Origin of the sequence: Streptoalloteichus tenebrarius (assembly GCF_024171885.1) — a bacterium.
Taxonomy (GTDB): Bacteria; Actinomycetota; Actinomycetes; order Mycobacteriales; family Pseudonocardiaceae; genus Streptoalloteichus; species Streptoalloteichus tenebrarius.
This window is the reverse complement of record NZ_JAMTCP010000001.1, coordinates 364,827-384,852: the sequence shown is the minus strand read 5'-3', so window position 1 is coordinate 384,852 and position 20,026 is coordinate 364,827. Positions and strand designations below refer to the sequence as shown.

The window sequence follows — 20,026 nt, the reverse complement described above, 5'->3', positions numbered from 1 at the left end:
CCTCGTCGGCCGGCCCTAAGCTGATCACCCCGGCCGAGGGGAGGCATGGAGGGTGTCCGGACATCGGCGGCACGCGCTGTACCACCCGTATTTCCACGTCAGGGACGAGCGGTGGTTGAAGATCGCGGCCCTGTACTGGCCGAGGATCGTGCGCCTGGTCCCGGACGGCTACCCGACGCGGGACAGCGACACGGTGCGGGCGCTCGCGGACGAGGTCGTCCTGCGCCGGTCCCCAGAGTCCTCTGTGGACGCTGTCGCCCCGGTGTTCCTGGACCTGGTGAACCGCCACGCCGACCAACTCCGTCCGAGCCTGGGTCTCCGACACCCGAATGCTCCGGGGACTGCGGACGGGCCGTCCTTCGCATGGGTACACGCCAGCCAGATCGCACCGGCGGTGCGGCAGGCCCTGCACGACGCTGGCTTGGCCCTGGCACCCGACAACCCCCATGCGGCGCAGTCGGTGCCGTCGCAGAGCGGCTACCAACCTCAACAGCACACGCAGAACTCGGTCTGGGTCGCGATGAGCCCTCGGCTGGCGGCGGTGTACATGAGTGTGCTGGCCGAGGACTTCGCCACCGCCAACCGGCTCCAGCCCACCACTGACCAGGACCATGCGTACGCGGTGGTCAACCACTGGACGGCGGACAGCATCGCGGCCACGGTGCTCGACCGCGCCGCGGAACCTCCCCCGGCGACGGAGGAGGACCTGGCGGAGCGACTGGGCTTCCTCGCGCTGAGCCTGGTCGTTCCCGCGAACCTGGACGCCGTGCCCGCCGAGCGGGTGCTGGCGATCCGCCGTCGCCACGGCGCGGAGTTCCTCGCCTTCGGCCAGGCCGTCGACCAGACCGTGGAGGCGCTGTCCACCGACCTGGCCGGAATCCGCGACCAGGCGGTGCTGGAGGAGTACCTCCACGACGTGGTCGAGGCCCGGTTCGTCCAGCCACTCGACGAGCTGCGCCGCACCCTGCGCAGGCTCACCGGCGAGGCCGTGACGACCTCGATCAACGTGAAGACCGAGCTGCCCGCCGGACTGACCCTCGCCGGTGGCGCCTGGCTCAGCGGGCACCCGGTCCTGGCCGGGTCGGCCGCGGCGGCGATCGGCCTGATGGGCGTGCGCCGCGGCCTCCGGCAGCAACGCGAGTCGGCGCGGCAGGCGTCACCGGCGGCGAGCTTCCTCCTCCACACGGCCAGTGATCTCCCACCCCGCCGTCTGCTCGGGCGCACGCTCGCGCGACTGGGGCGTGTGGCCGGCCTCGTCTGACCCCCGCGCGCCCGACCTGCCGTTCCGGACGTCAGCGAGAAACACCAAGATCATGTGGACAACCCGCTCGACCGCCGTGGGGGCACGATGACGGTGACACTGGTCCAGCTACTCATGATCCTCGCTGGCATGGGCGCGCTGCTCCTCCACGGTCGGGCCCGCCGACGGAAACGCGACGCCCTCAAGACCCAGATGATCAGTCTGCGTCAGCGCCCCCAGTCCGCCGAGGTGGCGTTCCTGCCCATGGGGTGCGCCGTCGTCGGCTGGCTCGCTCTGGGCACGGGCCTGTTCGCCACGACGGGCTACGGGATCTACGTCCTGCTCGCTCGGCCACAGCTTCCGACGCTGCGCGCCTTCTCCACCGGCGAACTCATCGAGTTGGTGAAGATCGCGCTCGCGGTGGTGGCGGGTCTGGGCGGTGTCGTCGCGTTGACCGTGGCCTACCGCAAGCAACGGGTGGCCGAGGCGGCACACGTCCTCGCTGTCGGTCAGGAGCAGCGCGAGCGCGAGAAGATGTTCAACGAACGGTTCGGCACCGCCAGCGCCCAGCTCGGCGACGAGAAGTTCGCGGTCCGGCTGGCCGGGGCCTACGCTCTCGCCGCGCTGGCGGAGGACTGGACGAAACAGCGGCAGACCTGCATCGACGTCCTGTGCGGCTACATCCGTTCCCCCTGGCAGGAGGACGACCAGCGGGAGCGGGAGATCCGCCAGACGATCCTGCGGCTGTTGCTCGAACGCGTCGCCCGCCATCCGTCTCGATCCGCGCCGAACCCGGACTTCAGACCGGAGTTCGACTTCCGGGGCGCGACCTTCCTCGACCTCGACCTGAGTCGGCTCCAACTCCGTGGTGTGCTCAACCTCAACGGGTGCGTGTTCCGGGGAAGCTCCACCCGCCTGGAAGAGCTGGAGCTGGAGAACGGCGAGGTGACCTTCGACGGGGCCGTCTTCGAGACGCCGCTCACCACCTTCGCGGGATCCGCGCTCACGCGCTCGTCCATGAGCTTCCGGGGGGCGCGGTTCAGGGGAGAACAGGTGATCTTCGACGGAATCCAGGCCACGTCAACGAGGTTGTCGTTCACCGCGATCACGGTCGACCACGCCGCACTCAGCTTCGACGGCTCCGTACTGGAGAACGTGACCCTGGACTTCCTGCACGGTAAGCTCCAGAACGCCACGCTCGACCTGAGCCGGCTCATCCTCGCGGAAGCGATCCGGGGGGTGAACAGAGGGGTTCCCGAGCTTTCGCTGTCACAGCTCACGGCGTCCTCCAGCAGGATTCTGCTCGCCGGGACCAAGCTGTTCGATTGTCGTCTGGTGTTGGACGGTGCCCGGCTGGTGGACACCGCTGTCGACACGACCGGTCTCGTGCTCAAGGACGTCCGCGTTCCCTCGCCCGACCAGCCCGAGGACACCGATTTCGACCTCTCCGCGTTCTCCGAGTCCTGAGTCCCCTTCCTGTGGTTCCACCGACCGTTCTCGTGGGAATCAGGGTGACGCCTCGGCTCGTGCGCCGAGGTCAGGGGCCTCCCGGAGTTCGATGGTCGTGCCGGCGCGGTGGAGTTCGAGCACGACCAGCTCGTTCGCGCCGGCCCGCCACAGGGGTGACGGGGCGTAGAGGGTCTTCTGCGGCCCGATGTCCCAGTACCGGCCGAGCAGGAAACCGTTGAGCCACACCAGGCCCTTCTGCCAGCCGGGCAGTGCGAGGAACCCGTCCGCCGGTTGGTCGACGCGCAGGGTGGCGCGGTGGAACACCGGACCGGGGAGCTTCGGCGCTTGGTCGGAGAACCGCAGAGCGCGCAGGTCGTCCAGGGGCAGGGGGAAGATCTCCCAGTTGAACAGCGCCTGCGGCCCGAGGAGCACGGCGCCGCGGATTCCCTTGGTGTCGTGGATGTTCTGGCCGAAGTTGACGCGCCCGCCGGCGTCCACCAGGAGCTCCAGCCGGGCGGTGTCGCCGGTGACCGTCACGTCAACGCTCTGGGTTGGCTTGTTCCGGTCGAGCAGACCGATCTCCTTCCCGTCGAGGAAGACCAGGGCACGGTCACCCAGACCAGGGACGCGCAGGGGTTGCCGGGAGCGCGGCCCCTGGACCGTGGTGCGGTAGTGGATCAGCCCGTGGGGCTGGCCGAGCCTCTCCATCGGCACGGGGGCCGCGACGCGCACGGGCCTGGCCAGGCGGTCAAGCGAGTCGAGGAGCCCGGCCCGGTGGGTGGGGCGCACGGTCTGGGCCGGGAGTCGGGCCGGGGTCTCGGGAAGCGGCTCGCGGGGCAGGCTCGTGTACTTGCCGATCACCTCGCGCAGGCGGTGGAACTTCTCGGTCAGCTCCCCCGACTCGCTCACCGGCGCGTCGTAGTCGTAGCTGGTGATTGTGGGTTGGTAGGTCCCGCTGCCGTCGTCGAAGTTCGCGCCGCCGCCCCAGCCGAAGTTCGTGCTCCCCGCCGCCATGTACAGGTTGACGGAACCTCCGACGGCCAGGATCTTGTCCACATTGGACGCATCCTTAGTCGGATCGGTGACGTGGTGCTTCTCGCCCCAGTGGTCGAACCACCCGCACCAGTACTCGGTGCACCACAGCGGTCCCCGGGGCTGGTAGCGGCGCAGGGCGTCGAACGGCCCCTTGGGGTCGCCGGAGAAGTTGGCGGTGGCGAGCACGTCGGGCAGGTTGCCTCCGCGCAACATGTAGTCCGCAGTGCCGTTGGAGCAGAAGAGCAGGCTGTCGATTCCGTGCCGCCGCAACAGGTCAGCGATGTGGCGCAGGTGCGTCTGGTCGTTGCCGTAGCTGCCGTACTCGTTCTCCACCTGCACGGCGATGACCGGGCCACCCCTGGTCGCCTGGAGTGGCGCGACCCTGGGGATCAGATGGGCGAACCAGGCGTCCACGGCCCGGGTGTACTCGGGGTCGCCGCAGCGGAGCGCCGTCGCCGGGTTGGCCAGCAACCAGGCGGGGAGGCCGCCGAGGTCCCATTCGGCGCAGATGTAGGGGCCGGGGCGGAACACCACCTTGAGCCCCAGGTCGCCGGCGGTGCGGATGAACCGGGGCAGGTCGCGCCACCCGGTGAAGTCCACCTCCCCGCGCCGTGGCTCGTGGAAGTTCCACGCGACGTAGGTCTCGACGGTGTTGAGTCCCATCGCGCGCAGCCGGGTCAGCCGGTCCCGCCAGAGGTCGGGGTGGATCCGGAAGTAGTGGATGGCGCCGGAGACGATCTGGAACGGCCGTCCGTCCAGGAGGAAGCGGTCGCCGTCGACGGTGAGCCCTGAGGGGCGTCCCGCCTCGGCCAGCACTCCACTCGCGCTTCCGACGACCATGCCCGAGGAGGCGGCGACCGCACCCACCGCGCCCAGGAAACCCCGTCTGCTGATGCCGTCCATCCGCCGCACCCCTTCGAGCAGTTGTGTTCGAAGATGTCGCTTCTCGATCAGTCTTGAGCAACCACGGGGCATCGGACAACCGGCTGATCGTCGGATTCGAGCCTCCGCGTCGCGCCTCGCGCCACAGGACCCGACGCGGACGGCGGGGCGGGGCATGACCCGATCTGGTGCGAGCCGAACGAATGATCTTTGGCCGCGGCGCGCCACGACCGACCACACCTCTGTGATCATCACCACATCGTTCGTCGAGCGGGGGCACCATGGACGGCTTCGAGGTGGGGCGAGACGGTCTGCGCGCCGTGGGCGGCCGACTTCTTCTCGTCGCCGACGACCTGCGGTCGGTGCGCGGGACCTGGGACACCGCGACGGTCAACGGCGGGGTGGCCTTCGGCACGGCCGACTGCGGCAGCGCGTACGACGATCTCCAGCAACACCTGTTCCACCTCCTCGACCGCCGGCTCCGGCACTGGGCGCTGCTGGCGTCGTCCGCTGTGGACAGTGCGGCCGAGTACGACCTGGCCGAGGACGCCGGGAGGCGCGAGTTCGACCGGGAGCGACCGTGAGCGCGGACGAGGACGCGACCCTGGCGGGACGGGCGCGTCTGATGAGCGACCTGGCGGCCGGTCTCACCCCGGAGACCGCCCGCGCCGCCGCCCAGCGCGGCGTGGACCTCCTCGGCGATCTCCCCGGCGACCCCGAGGCGCTCGACGACCTGGCGGTGGCCTTCCGGCTCGCCGCCGACGCGCTGCGGGTCGTGGGCCAGGACGCGGCGGCGCAGGCCGACCTGACGGCCGTGTGGCAGGGCCAGACCGCCGAGGCGGCCGGAGAACGGATCGACGACGACGCGCGCCAGGTCGCCGCCGACGCCGCTGTCTTCGCCGAGGCCGGCGAGGTGCTCGGCGCCCTGGCCGGACAGCTCCGGCAGGCCGCGAAGGAGCACGCCGAGCTGCGCCAGCGACTGGTCGACCTCGACCACCAGGCCGTGGAGGCGGGCCAGGACCGGCTGGGCGACCTGAGCGTCCAGGTCGCCGGCGCGCTCGACGCGGGCGCGCGGTTGTTGGCGCAGGTCCACACCGACCACGACACCGCGGCGGCCCGCTTCCGGCGACTCGCGGCCGAACCGGCGACGGACCCGGCGAACCCCACGGCCCCGCAGTCCCTGCTGGCGGCGCGCCCCGGTCGCCTCCCGCTCGACGAGATCTACCGGCGGTACCAGGTCTCCGTCGACCCCGAGGGCCTGGTCACCTATCCCAACGGCGCCACCGGCTGGCTCATGAGCAAGCTGAACATTCGTCGCGCCGAGGTGACCGTGGGCGAGGCCCGGATGCTCGACCGGCTCGGTCCGTGGGGGGTCAAGGACGCCTACGACATCCAGAAGGTGGCCCTGAACAGGGCGGAACGGGTCTTCCCCCAGGACGGGATCACCGACGGGCACGCCGACGCGTTCCGGCACGCCTACTGGAACGCGCTGCTCACACGGCGCTTCGGCGTCGAGTGGGCCGAGCAGTACTGCACCGCCCACGAGCGCAACCCCAAGAACACCGGGGGCTCCGAGGCGATGGACCTCCACAACAACGAGGTGGGCCGCCGCATCGCCCTCGCCCATCCGGACGCGGACCCGGACGAGCTGGCGGCCCTGGTGGAGAAGGCCGTGCGGGCCGGGGACACGGTGGTGATCGACCGCGCCGGACATCTCGCCTACAGTGACCAACTCGACCCCGGAGACACCGGTCACGCGGACGACACGCAGCCGCAAGGACGCGCTCCGGGCACTTCCGCCCCCTACGGGGGCAGCGGGGGCTACAACCCCGGCTCCGACGCTGACATCTACGGAACGGCGGGAAACTATTGATGCGTACTCGATGGATGGTGGCGGCCGGGCTCGTCGTCCTGTTGGCCACGGGCTGCGGCATGGAACCGAGGATGCCGATAGAACGGAACAAGCACGTCGAGAACGAGCTGTGGGACATGCGCGGCACCGGACGGACGGTGCCGCTGAAGGAAATGATTCCAGGGGACTGGGACTCCGTGCGGGTCTTCAGCGGCCCCATCTCGCGGCGGCTCGTGGAGAAGCAGGTTGGCACCCCCGTCAACATGGACGACGCCTTCATGGACGAGGCGAACCTCCTGCTGCTGATGAAGAACGGCGCCGTGGTGCGCATGGTCAGCATCGGTTTCCACGCCCTGCTCGACGGCCACTACTCCTCGTCCGTCCAGGTCGTCACCCGGACCACCGAGCCGAACAGGCTCGCCATCCGCCTCGTGGAGCCGCACACGGACTCATCCGCGTCAGCCTCGACGCTCGCACCCAGTCCAGCCGCGGCACCCACCACACCGTGAACGGCGGGCCGGCACGCCGACCTTCACGCGCGTGAACTGGGCGGAAACGATCTCGAACTGGTCCTGGCATCCACACCAGGCAGTTTTTGGTGGTGCGTCGGGATATTCGGTCGTGGATGTTGTGTTCTCGAAGGCGGGGATGTGTGCGGCTGAAGTCTGAGGACACGGGCACGCGCGTGTGATCCGGCGCTGGGGCGAGGTGACCATCTGCTGGGGGTTCCTCGTGATCGCGGTTCTCGCCTGGCCCCTCCTCGCCGTCTCGTGGGTTGTGTTCAACAGACTGTTCCGCAACCGGCACGAGCGGGGTCTATGGAGTCAGCTTGATGCGGTGCGCGCGAAGGCACCGACCGAGTGGGGCGGCCCACGAGGTCGTCAAGGAAGTCCGGTGGGGGCCGGGACGCTTCTTCGGCTGGCTGGGTTCCTTCGCCTTCTTCGTCATGCTGTGCCTGCTCTGGCGGGAACTGGATTGAGGAGAGGAAACTGACTCGTCGCGGGCGCCGTCAGGCACAGGTCCACGTGCCGGTGCGCCCGGCCATCCTCTCGCCGAACCTGCGGGAAGTACTCGTGTTGTCCTGCGGTGGCCACCGCGGCGGCGGGCGAGGGCTCTCTGGCCCCCGCCCGGCCGTTCCGCACACGGTGGCGGGCACCGCGCCGGTCAGAGGCGAAGGGTGCGGGGCTTGTACCGAGGCCGACGCGCCTCGTACTCCGCGATGCTGGACTCGTGTTCCAGCGTCAGGCTGATGTCGTCCAGGCCCTCCAGCAGGCGCCACCGGGCGTTGTCGTCGAGGTCGAAGTCAGCCGTGATCCCCTCGGCGCGAACCTGCCGGTCGACCAGGTCCACGGTGACCTCGGCCGCGGGGTCGGCCTCGGTCAGCTCCCAGAGCCGCTCGACGACCTCCTGCGGCAACGTCACGGTCAGCAGGCCGTTCTTGAGGGAGTTGCCGCGGAAGATGTCGGCGAAGCGGGAGGAGATCACGGCCTTGAAGCCGTAGTTCTGCAACGCCCAGACGGCGTGCTCGCGCGAGGAGCCGGTGCCGAAGTCCGGGCCGGCCACCAGCACGGTGGCACCCTGGCGGGCGGGGTCGTTGAGAACGAACCGCGGGTCCTTGCGCCAGGCGTCGAAGAGCCCGTCCTCGAAGCCGTCCCTGGTGACCTTCTTCAACCAGTGGGCGGGGATGATCTGGTCGGTGTCGACGTTGCTGCGGCGCAGCGGCACGATCCGGCCGGTGTGGGTGGTGAAGGCTTCCATGGTGTTCAGGCTCCGGCGGTCATGGGGAGTGCGGACAGGTCGGCGGGCGAGGCCAGGTGGCCGAGGATCGCGGTGGCGGCCGCGACCTGCGGGGAGACCAGGTGGGTGCGGCCACCCTTGCCCTGCCTGCCCTCGAAGTTGCGGTTGGAGGTCGACGCGCACCGCTCGCCGGGGGACAGTTGGTCGGGGTTCATGCCCAGGCACATGGAGCAGCCCGCGTGGCGCCACTCGGCGCCGGCGGCGGTGAACACCCTGTCCAGCCCTTCCTCCACGGCCTGAAGCGCCACGCGCACCGACCCGGGCACGACGAGCATCCGCACCCCGTCGGCCACCGAGCGGCCCCGGAGCACGGCGGCCGCGGCGCGCAGGTCCTCGATCCGGCCGTTGGTGCAGGAGCCGAGGAAGACGGTGTCCACCGCGATCTCCCGCAGCGGCTGACCAGCCCTCAGCCCCATGTACTCCAGCGCCTTCTCGGCCGCCATCCGCTCGCTGGGGTCGGCGAAGGACGCCGGGTCGGGGACGGAGCCGGACAGCGGAGCGCCCTGCCCCGGGTTGGTGCCCCAGGTGACGAACGGGGAGAGGGTGGAGGCGTCGATGACGACCTCGCGGTCGAAGGTCGCCTCGTCGTCGGTGCGCAGGGCGCGCCAGTCGGCGACGGCGGCGTCCCAGTCGTCGCCCCGGGGCGCGTGCGGGCGGCCTTCGAGGTAGGCGAAGGTGGTCTCGTCCGGGGCGATCATGCCGGCCCTGGCGCCCGCCTCGATCGACATGTTGCACACGGTCATCCGGGCCTCCATCGAGAGCTTCTCGATGGCCGGGCCACGGTACTCGATGACGTGGCCCTGGCCGCCGCCGGTGCCGATCCTGGCGATCACGGCCAGGATCAGGTCCTTCGCGGTGACGCCGGGGGGCAGTGCGCCCTGGACCGTGACGGCCATGGTCCGGAACGGGGACATCGGCAGCGTCTGGGTGGCCAGGACGTGTTCGACCTGGCTGGTGCCGATGCCGAAGGCGAGGGCGCCGAACGCGCCGTGGGTGGAGGTGTGGCTGTCCCCGCAGACGACGGTCATCCCGGGCTGGGTCAATCCGAGCTGCGGTCCCACCACGTGCACCACGCCCTGCTCGACGTCGCCCAGCGGGTGCAGGCGCACCCCGAACTCCGCGCAGTTCTTCCGCAGCGTCTCCAACTGGAGGCGGGAGACGGGGTCGGCGATCGGCTTGTCGATGTCGATCGTGGGGGTGTTGTGGTCCTCGGTCGCGATGGTGAGGTCGGTCCGCCGCACGCGCCGGCCGGCCTTGCGCAGCCCGTCGAACGCCTGCGGGCAGGTCACCTCGTGCAGCAGGTGCAGGTCGATGTAGAGCAGGTCCGGTTCGCCCTCGGCGCGCCGGACGACGTGGGCGTCCCAGACCTTCTCGGCCAGTGTCTTGGCCATGGACTTCCTCCGAGCGAATGGTCGGAACCGGAGCCGGAGTGGCGCCGGGTTTCACGTTGTGCTCGCGGACAGGTGGTCCTGGTCGACTGGTGCGGGCCGGTCTTCCGCCCGCCGGCGGTGTCGCGTCGCGTTCCCATGCCCTGGCTGTCTGCCCTGCCCGCCCTCCGAAAGGGCGTGGTCGAGTTCTCGGCCATGTGGACAGCGACTCGCGTGGCGCCGGCCGTTTCCCCGCGCTCCCCTTCCGGGCATGGGAAGTGAGCTGGGCACCTCCCGCACTGGTCGACAGGACGGCGGGTTCAGCCCGCCAGGCGCGCGGCGAGCGCGTCGCCGATCTGCTCGGTGCGGCGCGGTGCGTTCGGGTCGCGTTCGGCGAGGTCGGCGGCGACCGCGGCCTCGACCCGCTCCGCCTCCTGGTCGTGGTTCAGGTGGCGCAGGAGCAGCGCGACCGACAGCACGGTCGCGGTGGGGTCGGCCGTGCCGGTGCCCGCGATGTCTGGCGCGGAGCCGTGGACCGGCTCGAACATCGAGGGGTGGGCGCCGGTGGGGTTGATGTTGCCGCTGGCGGCGAGGCCGATGCCACCGGTGACGGCCGCGGCGAGGTCGGTGAGGATGTCGCCGAAGAGGTTGTCGGTGACGATCACGTCGAACCGCTCGGGCCGGGTGACGAAGAAGATCGTGGCGGCGTCGACGTGCAGGTAGTCGGTGGTGACGTCGGGGTACTCGGCGGCGACCGCGTCGAAGGTGTTCTTCCACAGGTTGCCGGCGTGCACCAGCACGTTGTTCTTGTGCACCAGCGTCAGCTTCCGGCGCGGACGGGCGTTGGCGCGTTCGAAGGCGTACCGGATCACGCGTTCCACGCCGTAGGCGGTGTTGACGCTCACCTCGGTGGCGACCTCGGCGGGGGTGCCGGTGCGGAGCGTGCCGCCGTTGCCCGCGTACGGGCCCTCGGTGCCCTCCCGTACCACGACGAGGTCGACGGCCGGGCTGCCGGCCAGCGGTCCGGCGGTGTTCGGGTGGAGTTTGCCGGGGCGCAGGTTGACGTAGTGGTCGAACTCGAAGCGCAGCTTGAGCAGCACGCCGCGTTCCAGAACGCCGGACGGGACGGTGGGGTCGCCGATGGCGCCGAGCAGGATCGCGTCGTGCTGCCCGAGCGACCTCAGGTCGGCGTCCGTCAGGGTCTCCCCGGTGGCGTGCCAGCGCCGGGCGCCGAGGTCGTACTCGGTGGTCTCCAGCTTCACGTCCTGAGGAAGCACGGCGGCCAGGACCTTCAGCCCTTCCGCCACCACTTCCGGACCGATGCCGTCACCGGGGACGACCGCGAGGCGAATGCTGCGTCTGTACGGCATGGCATCTCTCTCCTTGTCGAGAACCGGCCCGGTGTTCCGTGGCCGGGCGGCACACGCGTGGTCGTGGTTGCCCTGATCCGCGACCGGCCGCGGGCCGCGCCCGCGGACTCCGCGTTCGGGTGGCGGACGTCGGGCCCTCAGGCGGCGGGCTCCTTGGCGGGCTCCTTGGCGGGCTCCTTGGCGGGCGCGGCCGGCGTGGCGCGCGGCGTGGACGGCTGCTCGTCCCTGGCACGCCGGGCAGCGGCCAGCACGGCCCTCCGGACCGCCTCCGCCTCCTCCTCGTGGAGGCCCACGCCCCACAGGGAACGCCCGTCCAGGACGGCCTCACAGAAGGCGGCGTACCCGGGACGCCCCTGGAGTCGCTCCACGGTGACGCCGTGGACCGCGCCGGGGATCGCCCAGGTGGCGAACACCCGGTTCGCGGAGTTCTTCCAGTCACCGGGCACCCAGTCGGAGGCGGGGATCCCTGGGGCGCCCGCCGCACCCTCGTCGGGGTCCGTGCCCGCTGCCACGTACCGCTCCGCGAAGAACTCCCACAACTCCTCCGCACTGACCTCGCCACCTCGCCGTTCACAGAGCTTCTGCATGACGTGGGCGAAGTCGATCTGGAGCGGTCTGGGCAGGACCAGCCCTCGCGTGGTGCGCAGCAGGTGGGCGATGCCGCCCTTGCCGGACTGGGTGTTGATGCGGATCAGCGCCTGGTAGCTGCGCCCGATGTCGCGGGGGTCGACGGGGAGGTAGGGCACGTCCCAGACGGCGTCGGGGTCCCCCCGCTCCTCGCGGTCCTTGAGGCCCTTGGCGATGGCGTCCTGGTGCGTGCCGGCGAAGGAGGTGTAGACGAAGTCGCCCACCCAGGGGTGGCGGACGGAGACCGGGAGCTGGTTGCACTCCTCGACCACCGCGCGGACGCGGTCCAGGTCGCTCAGGTCGAGCATGGGGTCGATGCCCTGGGAGAACAGGTTCATCGCCAGGGTCGGCAGGCACACGTTGCCCGTGCGCTCGCCGTTGCCGAACAAGCACCCCTCCACCCGGTCGACGCCGGCGAGGATCGCCAGTTCGCTCGCCGCGACGGCGCTGCCGCGGTCGTTGTGCGGGTGCAGGGTGACGATGGTCCGCTCGCGGTACGCCAGGTTCCGGCACGTGTACTCGATGCGGTCCGCCAACTCGTGCGGCGGGAAGCACTCCACCGTCGTGGGCAGGGCGATCCGGAGGGTGTGGTCGGTGCGGGGAGCGCAGTACTCCTGCACCGCGTTGCAGATCTCCACGCCGAAGTCGGGTTCGGTCTGGCTCCAGGACTCCGGGACGTAGGACAGGAACAGCTCGGTCTCCCGCAGCGTCTCCTGGAGGTGCACGGCGTGCCGGGTGCCCTGGAGGGCCAGCGCCACCGTCTCCTCGCGACTGGCGCGGAAGACCACCCGCCGCTGCGCGACGGAGGTCGGGTTGATGTATTGCAGGACCGCCCTGCGGGCTCCGCGCACCGCGTCGACGCTCCGGTCGATGGCGTCGGTCCGCATGGAGCACAGGACCTGGATGATGACGTCGTCGGGGATGGAGTCCGTCTCGATCAGGTGCCGCACGAAGTCGTAGTCGTCCTGGGACGAGGCGGGGTAACCCACCTCGATCTCCTTGAACCCGATGGACACCAGGAGGTCGAACATCACGCGCTTGCGGGCGACGTCCATCGGCTCCAGCAGGGCCTGGTTGCCGTCGCGCAGGTCCACGCTTCCCCACAGGGGCGCGCGCGTCAGTTGCCGGCTGGGCCAGGTGCGGTCCTCCAGCCCGATCGGCTGGTAGGGAGCGTACTTGTGCACGGGCATCCCGCTGGGCGTCTGCGCGCCCATGTCCTGGGGGCGGAAGGCGCGGTGCTCATGTGCTGAAGGGCTCATCTCTCCCTCTCTCCTCGATCTTGTGGCGCCACACCCCGCCGCGCGGGCGGCGTTGTCGCCACCGGGACGCGATGTGGCGCAGAGCGGGTCAGGGGCAAGAGCGCGGACGGTCTCGGAACTCCGGAGCAGAAGTCCTTACAGGGACAGGAATTCCTGTCGGAAGCGGACGTGTGCGCCCCGCCGAGGGCTTCCCCGTGGCGAAGAGCGGCGGCGTCACCTACCGATGAGTCCAGGCCGCCGAGTGGGCCGGGACCCGTGGTGCCGGTCGAGCACCACGATCGGGAGCTGACCGTCCACGTACTGGTCCCGGATGGCTCGCTTGTCGTACTTGCCCACCGAGGTCTTGGGTATCGCCGGCAGGACCGCCCAGCGCTCGGGCACCATCCACGCGTCGAGGCGTTCGGCCAGGAAGTCCCGCAGTTCCGCGAGGTCGACGTCGCTGTCGCGCAGTGACACGGCGGCCAGCGGGCGCTCACCCCACCGGTCGTCGGACACCGCCACGACGGCGGCCTCGACCACCGCGGAGTGTTCCATCAGCGTGTTCTCCAGTCGCACGCTGGAGATGAACTCGCCGCCGGACTTGATGACGTCCTTCACCCTGTCGGTCAGCTTCAGGTAGCCGTTCGCGGTGATCGCGCCGACGTCGCCGGTCCTGAGCCAGCCGTCCTCGGTGAAGCTCTCCGCCGGCCGCTGCGGGGGAGCCCCCTCACCGCCGTGATAGGCGCAGGTCACGTCGGGGCCGCGAAGCTGGAGTTCTCCGGTGGCCACACCGTCGTGCGGTGCCAGGGTGCCGTCCGGGCCGACGAGCCGGAACTCCACCGATGGCGGGAACCGCCCCTGGCTGACGCGGTAGGCCCACTCCTCGTCGGCGCTCGCCCCTCGGGGCGGGACCGCCGCGCTGACCAGCCCCGCGGTCTCGGTCATCCCCCAGCCGTGCAGGAGTTCGATGGAATGCCGGTCCCGGTAGGCGGCCATCAGGGCGGGCGGGCAGGTGGAACCGCCCACGTACGCCCGCGTCAGGCTTCCGGTGTTGTACGCGCGGGTGTCCAGTTCCTCCAGAAGGGAGGACCAGATGGTGGGGACGGCGGCGCTGAAGGTGGGTTGTCCCTCGTCGATCATCCGCGCGAGCGAGTCCGCTCGGGTGAAACGATCGGGCAGCAGCAGCTCAGCGCCGGTGAAGAAGGCCGCGTGCGGGATGCACCACCCGCTCGCGTGGAAGATGGGCGTGATCTGGAGGATGACGTCGTGCGGGCTGATGTTGTAGTGGCTCGGCGAGATCACCTGGAAGCAGTGCAGGTATGTCGAGCGGTGGCTGTAGACCACTCCCTTGGGTTTTCCGGTGGTGCCGGTGGTGTAGCAGATCGTCGCGGCGGCGCGCTCGTCCAGCCGTTCCTCCCAGGGGTAGTCTCCGGGGTAGCCGCTGATCAACTCCTCGTAGTCGTGCACCTGGCCGGTGAACCCGGACAGCGCCTCACGGCCTCCGGGACCGGCGACGACGATGTGCCGCACGGTCTCCGGCAAGCGCGCGAGCACGGGAGCGAGCGTCTCCGCCAAGCCCGCGTCGACGAAGATCACCTCGTCGCCGGCGTGGCCGATGGTGTAGGCCAGATGGTCCGCGGGCATGCGCCAGTTCAGCGTGTGCAGCACGGCGCCCATCGCGGGAACGGCGACGAAGAGCTCGAAATGGCGGGCGTTGTTCCACATGAACGTGCCGACGACGCTCTGTTCGCTCTCCGCCCGGGTCCCGGGGCGCACACCCAGCCGGTCGCGGAGCGCGTGCGCCAGGGAGGCCGCCCGTTCGCCGACTTCCGCGTAACTCCTCCGGTCGAAACCCTTCCCGTTCCACGTGGCCACAGTGGACGAAGCGTGGACCGTGGTGCCGTACCGCAGGATGCGGGCGATGGTCAGCGGAGCATCCGGCATCGTGCTGTACATAGCGTTCCTCCGGAATTCGGTGCCTGCGTCAGAGGGGGCGATTCGTCGAGCGGCGCGAACCCGTTGACGCGAAAGCTATTCCGGTGCTCTCACCACCCGCAACCGTGCGCCGTGGTCTTGTGTGGCCGGGGTTTCGGAGCCGGTCGCGGGCGGCGTTCCACCACTCTTCCAGCAGGTCAGTGCCGTCACCGTCGATCCCGCTCGGCGCCCCCGGTCGGGGCGGGGCGCGCGGAGGCGCAGGATGAGGAGTGATCGTCACCTCGGATCGCCCCATGTGATCCCGGCTTTCCCCAGCTTCCACATGAGACGGGAGGTGATTTCGTATTGGTGGCGCGGGAGGTGACGCGGAACCGCGCCTCGCCCCCGCCGCGCGCCGAGCACGTCTCGCACAACAATGACGACGCCCTGACCACGAATGCGCCTACCGGCGGGCTGTGTGCGCCACCAGGTTCGGTCTCATCGGCCGGCACGGCCGTCCCGAGGCTTCTCGCAGGTCCTCGGGGCCGCGTTCGGGTCCCACCGGATCTGGTTGAGCGGGTGCCGCAAGCGCGCACGGAGTCCGCATCCGCCGCCGCAGGACGACCCGGTCGCCCTGGCGGCCGAACCACGACAGCACCTTCCCGGCGAGGCTGGAGAAGGGTGGGTAGACGTCGGTGCGCATTGCGGCGGGACCAGTGCGGTAGCGGATGGCCGGATGTCCTCTGGATCTCACCGTCTCCACCACACCTGTCGACCTTGCGGCGTCTGACGATCCTCCGGCAGGACTTCCCTGTCCGACGTCGATACCCGCATCGAAGCCGGACTCGACTTCGGCGGTGGCCGAGTGCCGCGCCGCGCCAGAGATGACGTCGTCGACGCGTCGCGAGGTGGTGGAGTCGCGAGGTGGTGGAAGCGAAGGCCGGCACCCATAGGTCAAACTCGTGGTGCCCCTGAGTTGGTGCCGGCAGGGCGTCGGCGATGGCGGACACCGTCCCGGGGTGCGGCAGCCGGTCGATCGTCAGGAAACCCGTCCGGAAGAGGCCGTGGGATCAGGACGTCCAGCTCGGTGCCGCACCCTCACCTCACACGACGTGTCAGGTGCGAGGGTTCGACCGGTCTCGGCAAGAAGCTGATCAGCGACGCGCGGGACTCCCATCGGGATTAGTCATCCTGATGGCGCGGTCCTGCGCCCGCAGAACCACATCGGCACCGTACCTCCCCACAGCGAGCGCGGCGACTCCACCCAGGCTCACCATCCGCGTGATCTCGTTGTCCTTGTGGAAGACAAGAAGGTTGCCGTCCTGCACGTAGTCACCGCCGTACGTCCCGTCACCCTTGATCTCGACAGGCCGACCCAGTTCGTTCTCGATCTGCGTACCGGTCGCGGGGCCGAACAGGACGTGCACCGAGGTCCAGTCGCCGGGGGCCAATTCCTTGAGCGGTCGCGAACCACCTGAGCGGGCCAGATCCACGATCGCCTTCTCAAGGCCCACGTCGAATTCCACCTTCACCCCCGAAGTGTTCACGCCACATCCCACCAACAAAGCCAGCAGTGCGAGCAGGGTCACGATCACACGCATCTCAGTACTGCTCCGGAATTGCCGAGGGTTCGCCAGGATCATGGTCGTCGCCGCGGTCCGGGTTCTCCCTCGACCAAGGCTTGTTCTCGGTGTCGTAGGTCTCGCCTGGCTTCACCTCGTGGGACGGCGCCAGAGTGCCGTTGTTGTCGATGACCACCATTCTGCCGTCCTTGACCGCCTGCTCGACCAGACTCGCCAACTCCTCGGGACCGGCGTCGGGGTGTGCCCGCGCGATCTGGCGGCCCACCTCGTTGTTGTGCAGGTCCATGGCCACCGGGACGTGGTGGCTGGCCGGGTTCCGCTCGTGCGCGGTCGCGAACTCGCACGCCCACTGCTCGCCGTACCGCTGCGTCATCAGCGCGTTCCAGTAGGCGTGCCGGAAGGCGTCCGCATGCCCGTCGGTCAAGCCCTTGCCCCCGAACCTGCCCTCTGCGACATGGAGCGCGTCCTGCCGGATGTCGGCGAACTCCTTGAGGCCCATGAGCCCCTTGCGCGCCTGAAGGTCGTCGAGCATCTTCACTTCGGCGTTGGTGATCTGCTCCTTCGTATAGCCCGCCCGCTCCGCGAGCCAGCCGGTCAGACCGCTGGGCCACATCGTCGTGCCGTCGGTCCTGACCTGGTACCTGGCCAGCAGATCGCGATGTCGCTGCTCGTCGACGATGTGATCGTCGCCTGCCTGCGCGGCGGCCACCAGCGTCGCCGCTCCGGCGTCATCGATCTCACGGGAGAGGATGCTCTCCAGTACGGAATTCAGCTCGGCATCGATCGCGGCGGCCTGGTCCAGGATGACCCGCACCTCCATCCGCAGGGTCGCGGCGGTGAGGACGCCCTCGGAGCGCCCGGTCTCGACGACCTCGCCGTTCTCGATCCGGTACCCGTTCCTCGCGGCGTGCTCCTCGATCGCCTCGACGCCGCGGACCAGAGCCCGCACCGCCAGCTCGGTGTCATCGATGATCTTCACCGCCGCGGATCATCGCGCCGCGAGTTCCTCGAGCGCCTGACGGCGAACGCGAAGATCACTCTCCGCGGCCTCGGCCGCATCTCCGACCCACCCGGCCGGTCTGCCGAGGTCCAGCTCGGCCTGGAGACCGACGACCAGCTTGTTCTGCGCGGCGAGGTGGTCGCCGACCTGACCGACCACGTCCGGCTTCCACTGCTTGATCTCGGCCCAGCCGGCCATCAGCGGCCTCCGGTCATGCCGAAGGAGTGCGCGGCGGCATCGTCACGCGCCTGGTAGTCACGGGCGGCCGAGGTGAGCGCGTCCGCATACGAGGCCATGCCTTCTGCCCACTTCTTGCCGCTGGCCTCCCAATGCCGACCGAGCCGACCGGCGGTCCCGGCGGACTCCGTCCCCGGCAGTGCGGCGGCGAGCACCGCCACGCGGCCCAGCTCCAACTTGCGCACGACCTCCGCGGCCTGCCGCGCGGCGCCCGCCGCGACGCGCAGTGCTTCGGGATCGACCTCGAACCCCGACATCCTTCCTCCCCGCGTCCCTACGGAGAGTATCAGTGACACCACAGCGTGTATCCGCGTGCCGCGTCATGCTCATCGCGTCGTCCCCCGCCCACCCAGGACTCGGCGAAACCGCCAACTCCCGTTCGTGCGGGTGTCTCAGCCCGACTGGCGCAAGGACCGGCCGCCGCCCAGATCAGCGAGGAGAAGGTGCCGAGCACGTCCTGGATGCGGTTCCGCGGCACGGCCCGTCGCGTCTTCGCGCCCTCGGTCTCGTCCGCCCGAGTCTTCACCCAGCGTCGGCCAGTGGAAATCGGTGCGCAACTGACGGTTCCGCAAGCGCTGCTCTGCGGCGACCGAGATGACGGCAGGCAGCGGTTTGCGTGCGCTGTGAACGCCGTTGAGCGCCGACTGCGAATCGCGGGCCGTTCTCGCCACCGCGCTGTGCCGCGCGTCTTGTCTGTCGTGATGCGACGTTCCGCGACCTGATGGCGCGCACCGGGTTGCGGTTGTCGGAACAGTCGAGCCTGCCACTGTTCGAGGTGCCGCACGTGGATCTGGGGCGAGCGTACGCCTTGCTGGTCGTCGCCAACCGGCACCGACAGCGAGCGTTGACCAAGACGGGGGCTGTGCCGCTGACTGGCCGCCATTGACCGTCATCCTGGGCTGTCAGTGAACAGGCTGCTCCTGCCAGACATGGTGAACCCGGCCCTGGCGGGGCCGGGTTCACCATGTTCTCCCTGCTGCGGGTCGCCGCTACTGGACGGTCAGGGAGTGAGGACCCTGCGGACGCAGTACCTGTCGATGACCACGTCGGCAGACTGACCCTCGTCGGCCATTTCGGCGGCTGTTACTTCAGATCGGCGAGGAGGCCGTCCAGGGCCTCACCGAGGGCTGCGGCGTTGGCCGGATCGAACCACGTGGTGCGGATCCGCTCGTTGTTCCCTTGGGGCGTCTCGTGAACGGCAGCAAGCTGATGCAGAGGGCGGCTCTCGTCATTCAGTGAGCGGCCGACGTTCTGGAAGAGGCAGCGCACATACTGGTCAGCGACGTCGGGGGCGATGCCGTGCCGAGTGGCCCACGAGGTGAGCGTGGCGAGGTAGGCGTAGTGGGCGGTGAGGGTCCCGGTCAGTGCGGAGAAGACGTTGAAGGCGTTCTCGTCCGCGACGGACATCGCCCCGCCCAGATGTTCGAAGAGAGCGTCCACCGCGGGGTGCGAGGGGCAGGTCACGGTGACGGAGCGTCGCTCGCGCACGGCGGGCAGCGGGATGGCGCGGACGATCGGGGCGCCGGTGGCGAGGGTTCGACGCACGTCGTCGATGGCGACGCCGGCCATCAGGCTGACCACGGTCTTGTCGTCGTCCACCTTCAGCCCGGCGAGCGCCTCGTGGTGGTCCTGGCGGCGCACGGCGATGACCACCAATTCGGAGCGGTCCACCACCTCCTGGTTGTCAGCGCACACCTGGACGTCCTCGAAACGCTCGGACAGTTCGCCGGCCACGCGGGCACCTCGGGGAGAGAGGAAGACCTCCGGCGACGCACCGCCCCCGCTGAGCAGACCCTCGACGATGGCCTTGCCGATCTCACCCACGCCGATGATGCCGATTCGCCGCACTGTGTCGTCCTCCATGGTGCGCTGTGGTCGTGGCTCGCGTTGTGCGGCTCGGTACGGCTCGGTACGGCCGCGATGGTTGCGTGCGAAGCGAATGGAGCCGTCGTCACATCGGTCGCCTTCTTCTCCACAGCAATGTGACCGCGAGAACGCCCGCCAGACAGGGAACCATCCCGGCCCAGCCCAGCTCTGGTGGCAGTCCGGTCGCGCCGGACGTGTCCTTGGTCAGCAGCCCGGCGAGTCCGGCGCTGGCGCCGAGCACGAGCAACACGGTCGAGATGGGGCGGGCCCACCGCTTGCCTGCCTTGACGGCCCAGGCCGCCGTGAGCCAGCCAAGAACGCCGAGCGCTCCGATGGCGGACGACACGACCAAGTAGGTGGTGACGGCCGAGTCAACCTGCGCCTGGGAGTAGGTGGGATAGCCGGCCCGGATGTGATCGGCGAGCAGGTGGGTGGTGCCGCGGTCGACGTACGCGGCGACCGTCGCGAGGACGGTCAGCGCAAGACCCACGTACATCGCTGCGAGCGGCCCTCGTGCATGGGGTGGTTGCGTCATCAGGATGCTTCTCTCGTCAGTTCTCTTCATTTCT

At 69.9% G+C, this 20,026-nt stretch carries 18 protein-coding genes; 6 read left to right on the top strand and 12 right to left on the bottom strand.

Annotated elements, in window-relative coordinates; genetic code table 11:
• Nucleotides 1–52 precede the first annotated feature (52 nt).
• Together LX15_RS01555 and LX15_RS01550 are read left to right on the top strand one after the other, a co-directional pair.
• Nucleotides 53–1,261: a DUF6236 family protein gene (locus LX15_RS01555; RefSeq protein WP_253667610.1), complete on the top strand. Its 1,209-nt coding sequence runs from the start codon at nt 53–55 to the stop codon at nt 1,259–1,261.
• Between the two features lie 87 nt (nt 1,262–1,348).
• The gene (locus LX15_RS01550) at nt 1,349–2,707 is read left to right on the top strand and encodes a pentapeptide repeat-containing protein (RefSeq protein ID WP_253667609.1); all 1,359 of its coding nucleotides are present in this window, start codon (nt 1,349–1,351) and stop codon (nt 2,705–2,707) included.
• 39 nt (nt 2,708–2,746) lie between these two features.
• On the opposite strand, the gene LX15_RS01545 is transcribed toward LX15_RS01550, so the two are convergent.
• Nucleotides 2,747–4,627, bottom strand: coding sequence for a glycoside hydrolase family 35 protein (locus LX15_RS01545; RefSeq protein ID WP_253667608.1), 1,881 nt, complete (start codon nt 4,625–4,627; stop codon nt 2,747–2,749).
• 260 nt (nt 4,628–4,887) lie between these two features.
• On the opposite strand from LX15_RS01545, the gene LX15_RS01540 reads away from it, so the two are divergent.
• The 4 genes from LX15_RS01540 to LX15_RS01525 all read left to right on the top strand — a co-directional run bounded on the left by LX15_RS01540 (nt 4,888) and on the right by LX15_RS01525 (nt 7,437).
• The gene (locus LX15_RS01540; protein ID WP_253667607.1) at nt 4,888–5,190 is read left to right on the top strand and encodes a hypothetical protein; all 303 of its coding nucleotides are present in this window, start codon (nt 4,888–4,890) and stop codon (nt 5,188–5,190) included.
• Nucleotides 5,187–6,479, top strand: coding sequence for a WXG100 family type VII secretion target (locus LX15_RS01535; RefSeq protein WP_253667606.1), 1,293 nt, complete (start codon nt 5,187–5,189; stop codon nt 6,477–6,479). The genes LX15_RS01540 and LX15_RS01535 overlap by 4 nt, the downstream gene beginning before the upstream one ends.
• Entirely contained in the window at nt 6,479–6,967 is a 489-nt protein-coding gene (locus LX15_RS01530) for a hypothetical protein (protein WP_253667605.1), read from the top strand. The genes LX15_RS01535 and LX15_RS01530 overlap by 1 nt, the downstream gene beginning before the upstream one ends.
• A gap of 323 nt (nt 6,968–7,290) precedes the next feature.
• Nucleotides 7,291–7,437, top strand: coding sequence for a hypothetical protein (locus LX15_RS01525; protein ID WP_253667604.1), 147 nt, complete (start codon nt 7,291–7,293; stop codon nt 7,435–7,437).
• 185 nt (nt 7,438–7,622) lie between these two features.
• Here the strand turns inward: LX15_RS01525 and leuD are convergent, their stop codons facing one another.
• The 11 genes from leuD to LX15_RS01470 form a co-directional block, all read right to left on the bottom strand.
• Nucleotides 7,623–8,216: a 3-isopropylmalate dehydratase small subunit gene (leuD, locus tag LX15_RS01520; protein ID WP_253667603.1), complete on the bottom strand. Its 594-nt coding sequence runs from the start codon at nt 8,214–8,216 to the stop codon at nt 7,623–7,625.
• Nucleotides 8,217–8,221: 5 nt separating this feature from the next.
• Nucleotides 8,222–9,646: a 3-isopropylmalate dehydratase large subunit gene (gene leuC, locus LX15_RS01515; RefSeq protein WP_253667602.1), complete on the bottom strand. Its 1,425-nt coding sequence runs from the start codon at nt 9,644–9,646 to the stop codon at nt 8,222–8,224.
• A 296-nt stretch (nt 9,647–9,942) separates the two neighbouring features.
• Complete coding sequence (locus LX15_RS01510; protein ID WP_253667656.1) at nt 9,943–10,974, bottom strand: 3-isopropylmalate dehydrogenase; 1,032 nt, start codon at nt 10,972–10,974, stop codon at nt 9,943–9,945.
• Nucleotides 10,975–11,129: 155 nt separating this feature from the next.
• Nucleotides 11,130–12,878, bottom strand: a complete 1,749-nt coding sequence (locus tag LX15_RS01505; RefSeq protein ID WP_253667601.1) for a 2-isopropylmalate synthase — start codon at nt 12,876–12,878, stop codon at nt 11,130–11,132.
• Nucleotides 12,879–13,091: 213 nt separating this feature from the next.
• Complete coding sequence (locus LX15_RS01500) at nt 13,092–14,813, bottom strand: long-chain-fatty-acid--CoA ligase (protein ID WP_253667600.1); 1,722 nt, start codon at nt 14,811–14,813, stop codon at nt 13,092–13,094.
• Between the two features lie 1,112 nt (nt 14,814–15,925).
• Entirely contained in the window at nt 15,926–16,372 is a 447-nt protein-coding gene (locus tag LX15_RS01495) for a hypothetical protein (protein ID WP_253667599.1), read from the bottom strand.
• Between the two features lies 1 nt (nt 16,373).
• Complete coding sequence (locus tag LX15_RS01490) at nt 16,374–17,333, bottom strand: DUF6973 domain-containing protein (RefSeq protein ID WP_253667598.1); 960 nt, start codon at nt 17,331–17,333, stop codon at nt 16,374–16,376.
• A 9-nt stretch (nt 17,334–17,342) separates the two neighbouring features.
• Nucleotides 17,343–17,552 carry a hypothetical protein gene (locus LX15_RS01485; protein ID WP_253667597.1) on the bottom strand — a complete coding sequence of 70 codons (210 nt, stop codon included), beginning with the start codon at nt 17,550–17,552 and terminating at the stop codon, nt 17,343–17,345.
• The gene (locus tag LX15_RS01480; protein ID WP_253667596.1) at nt 17,552–17,848 is read right to left on the bottom strand and encodes a hypothetical protein; all 297 of its coding nucleotides are present in this window, start codon (nt 17,846–17,848) and stop codon (nt 17,552–17,554) included. The genes LX15_RS01485 and LX15_RS01480 overlap by 1 nt, the downstream gene beginning before the upstream one ends.
• Nucleotides 17,849–18,674: 826 nt before the next feature.
• Nucleotides 18,675–19,454 carry an NAD(P)-binding domain-containing protein gene (locus LX15_RS01475; protein ID WP_253667595.1) on the bottom strand — a complete coding sequence of 260 codons (780 nt, stop codon included), beginning with the start codon at nt 19,452–19,454 and terminating at the stop codon, nt 18,675–18,677.
• A gap of 88 nt (nt 19,455–19,542) precedes the next feature.
• Nucleotides 19,543–19,992 carry a hypothetical protein gene (locus LX15_RS01470; RefSeq protein ID WP_253667594.1) on the bottom strand — a complete coding sequence of 150 codons (450 nt, stop codon included), beginning with the start codon at nt 19,990–19,992 and terminating at the stop codon, nt 19,543–19,545.
• Between the last annotated feature and the right edge of the window lie 34 nt (nt 19,993–20,026).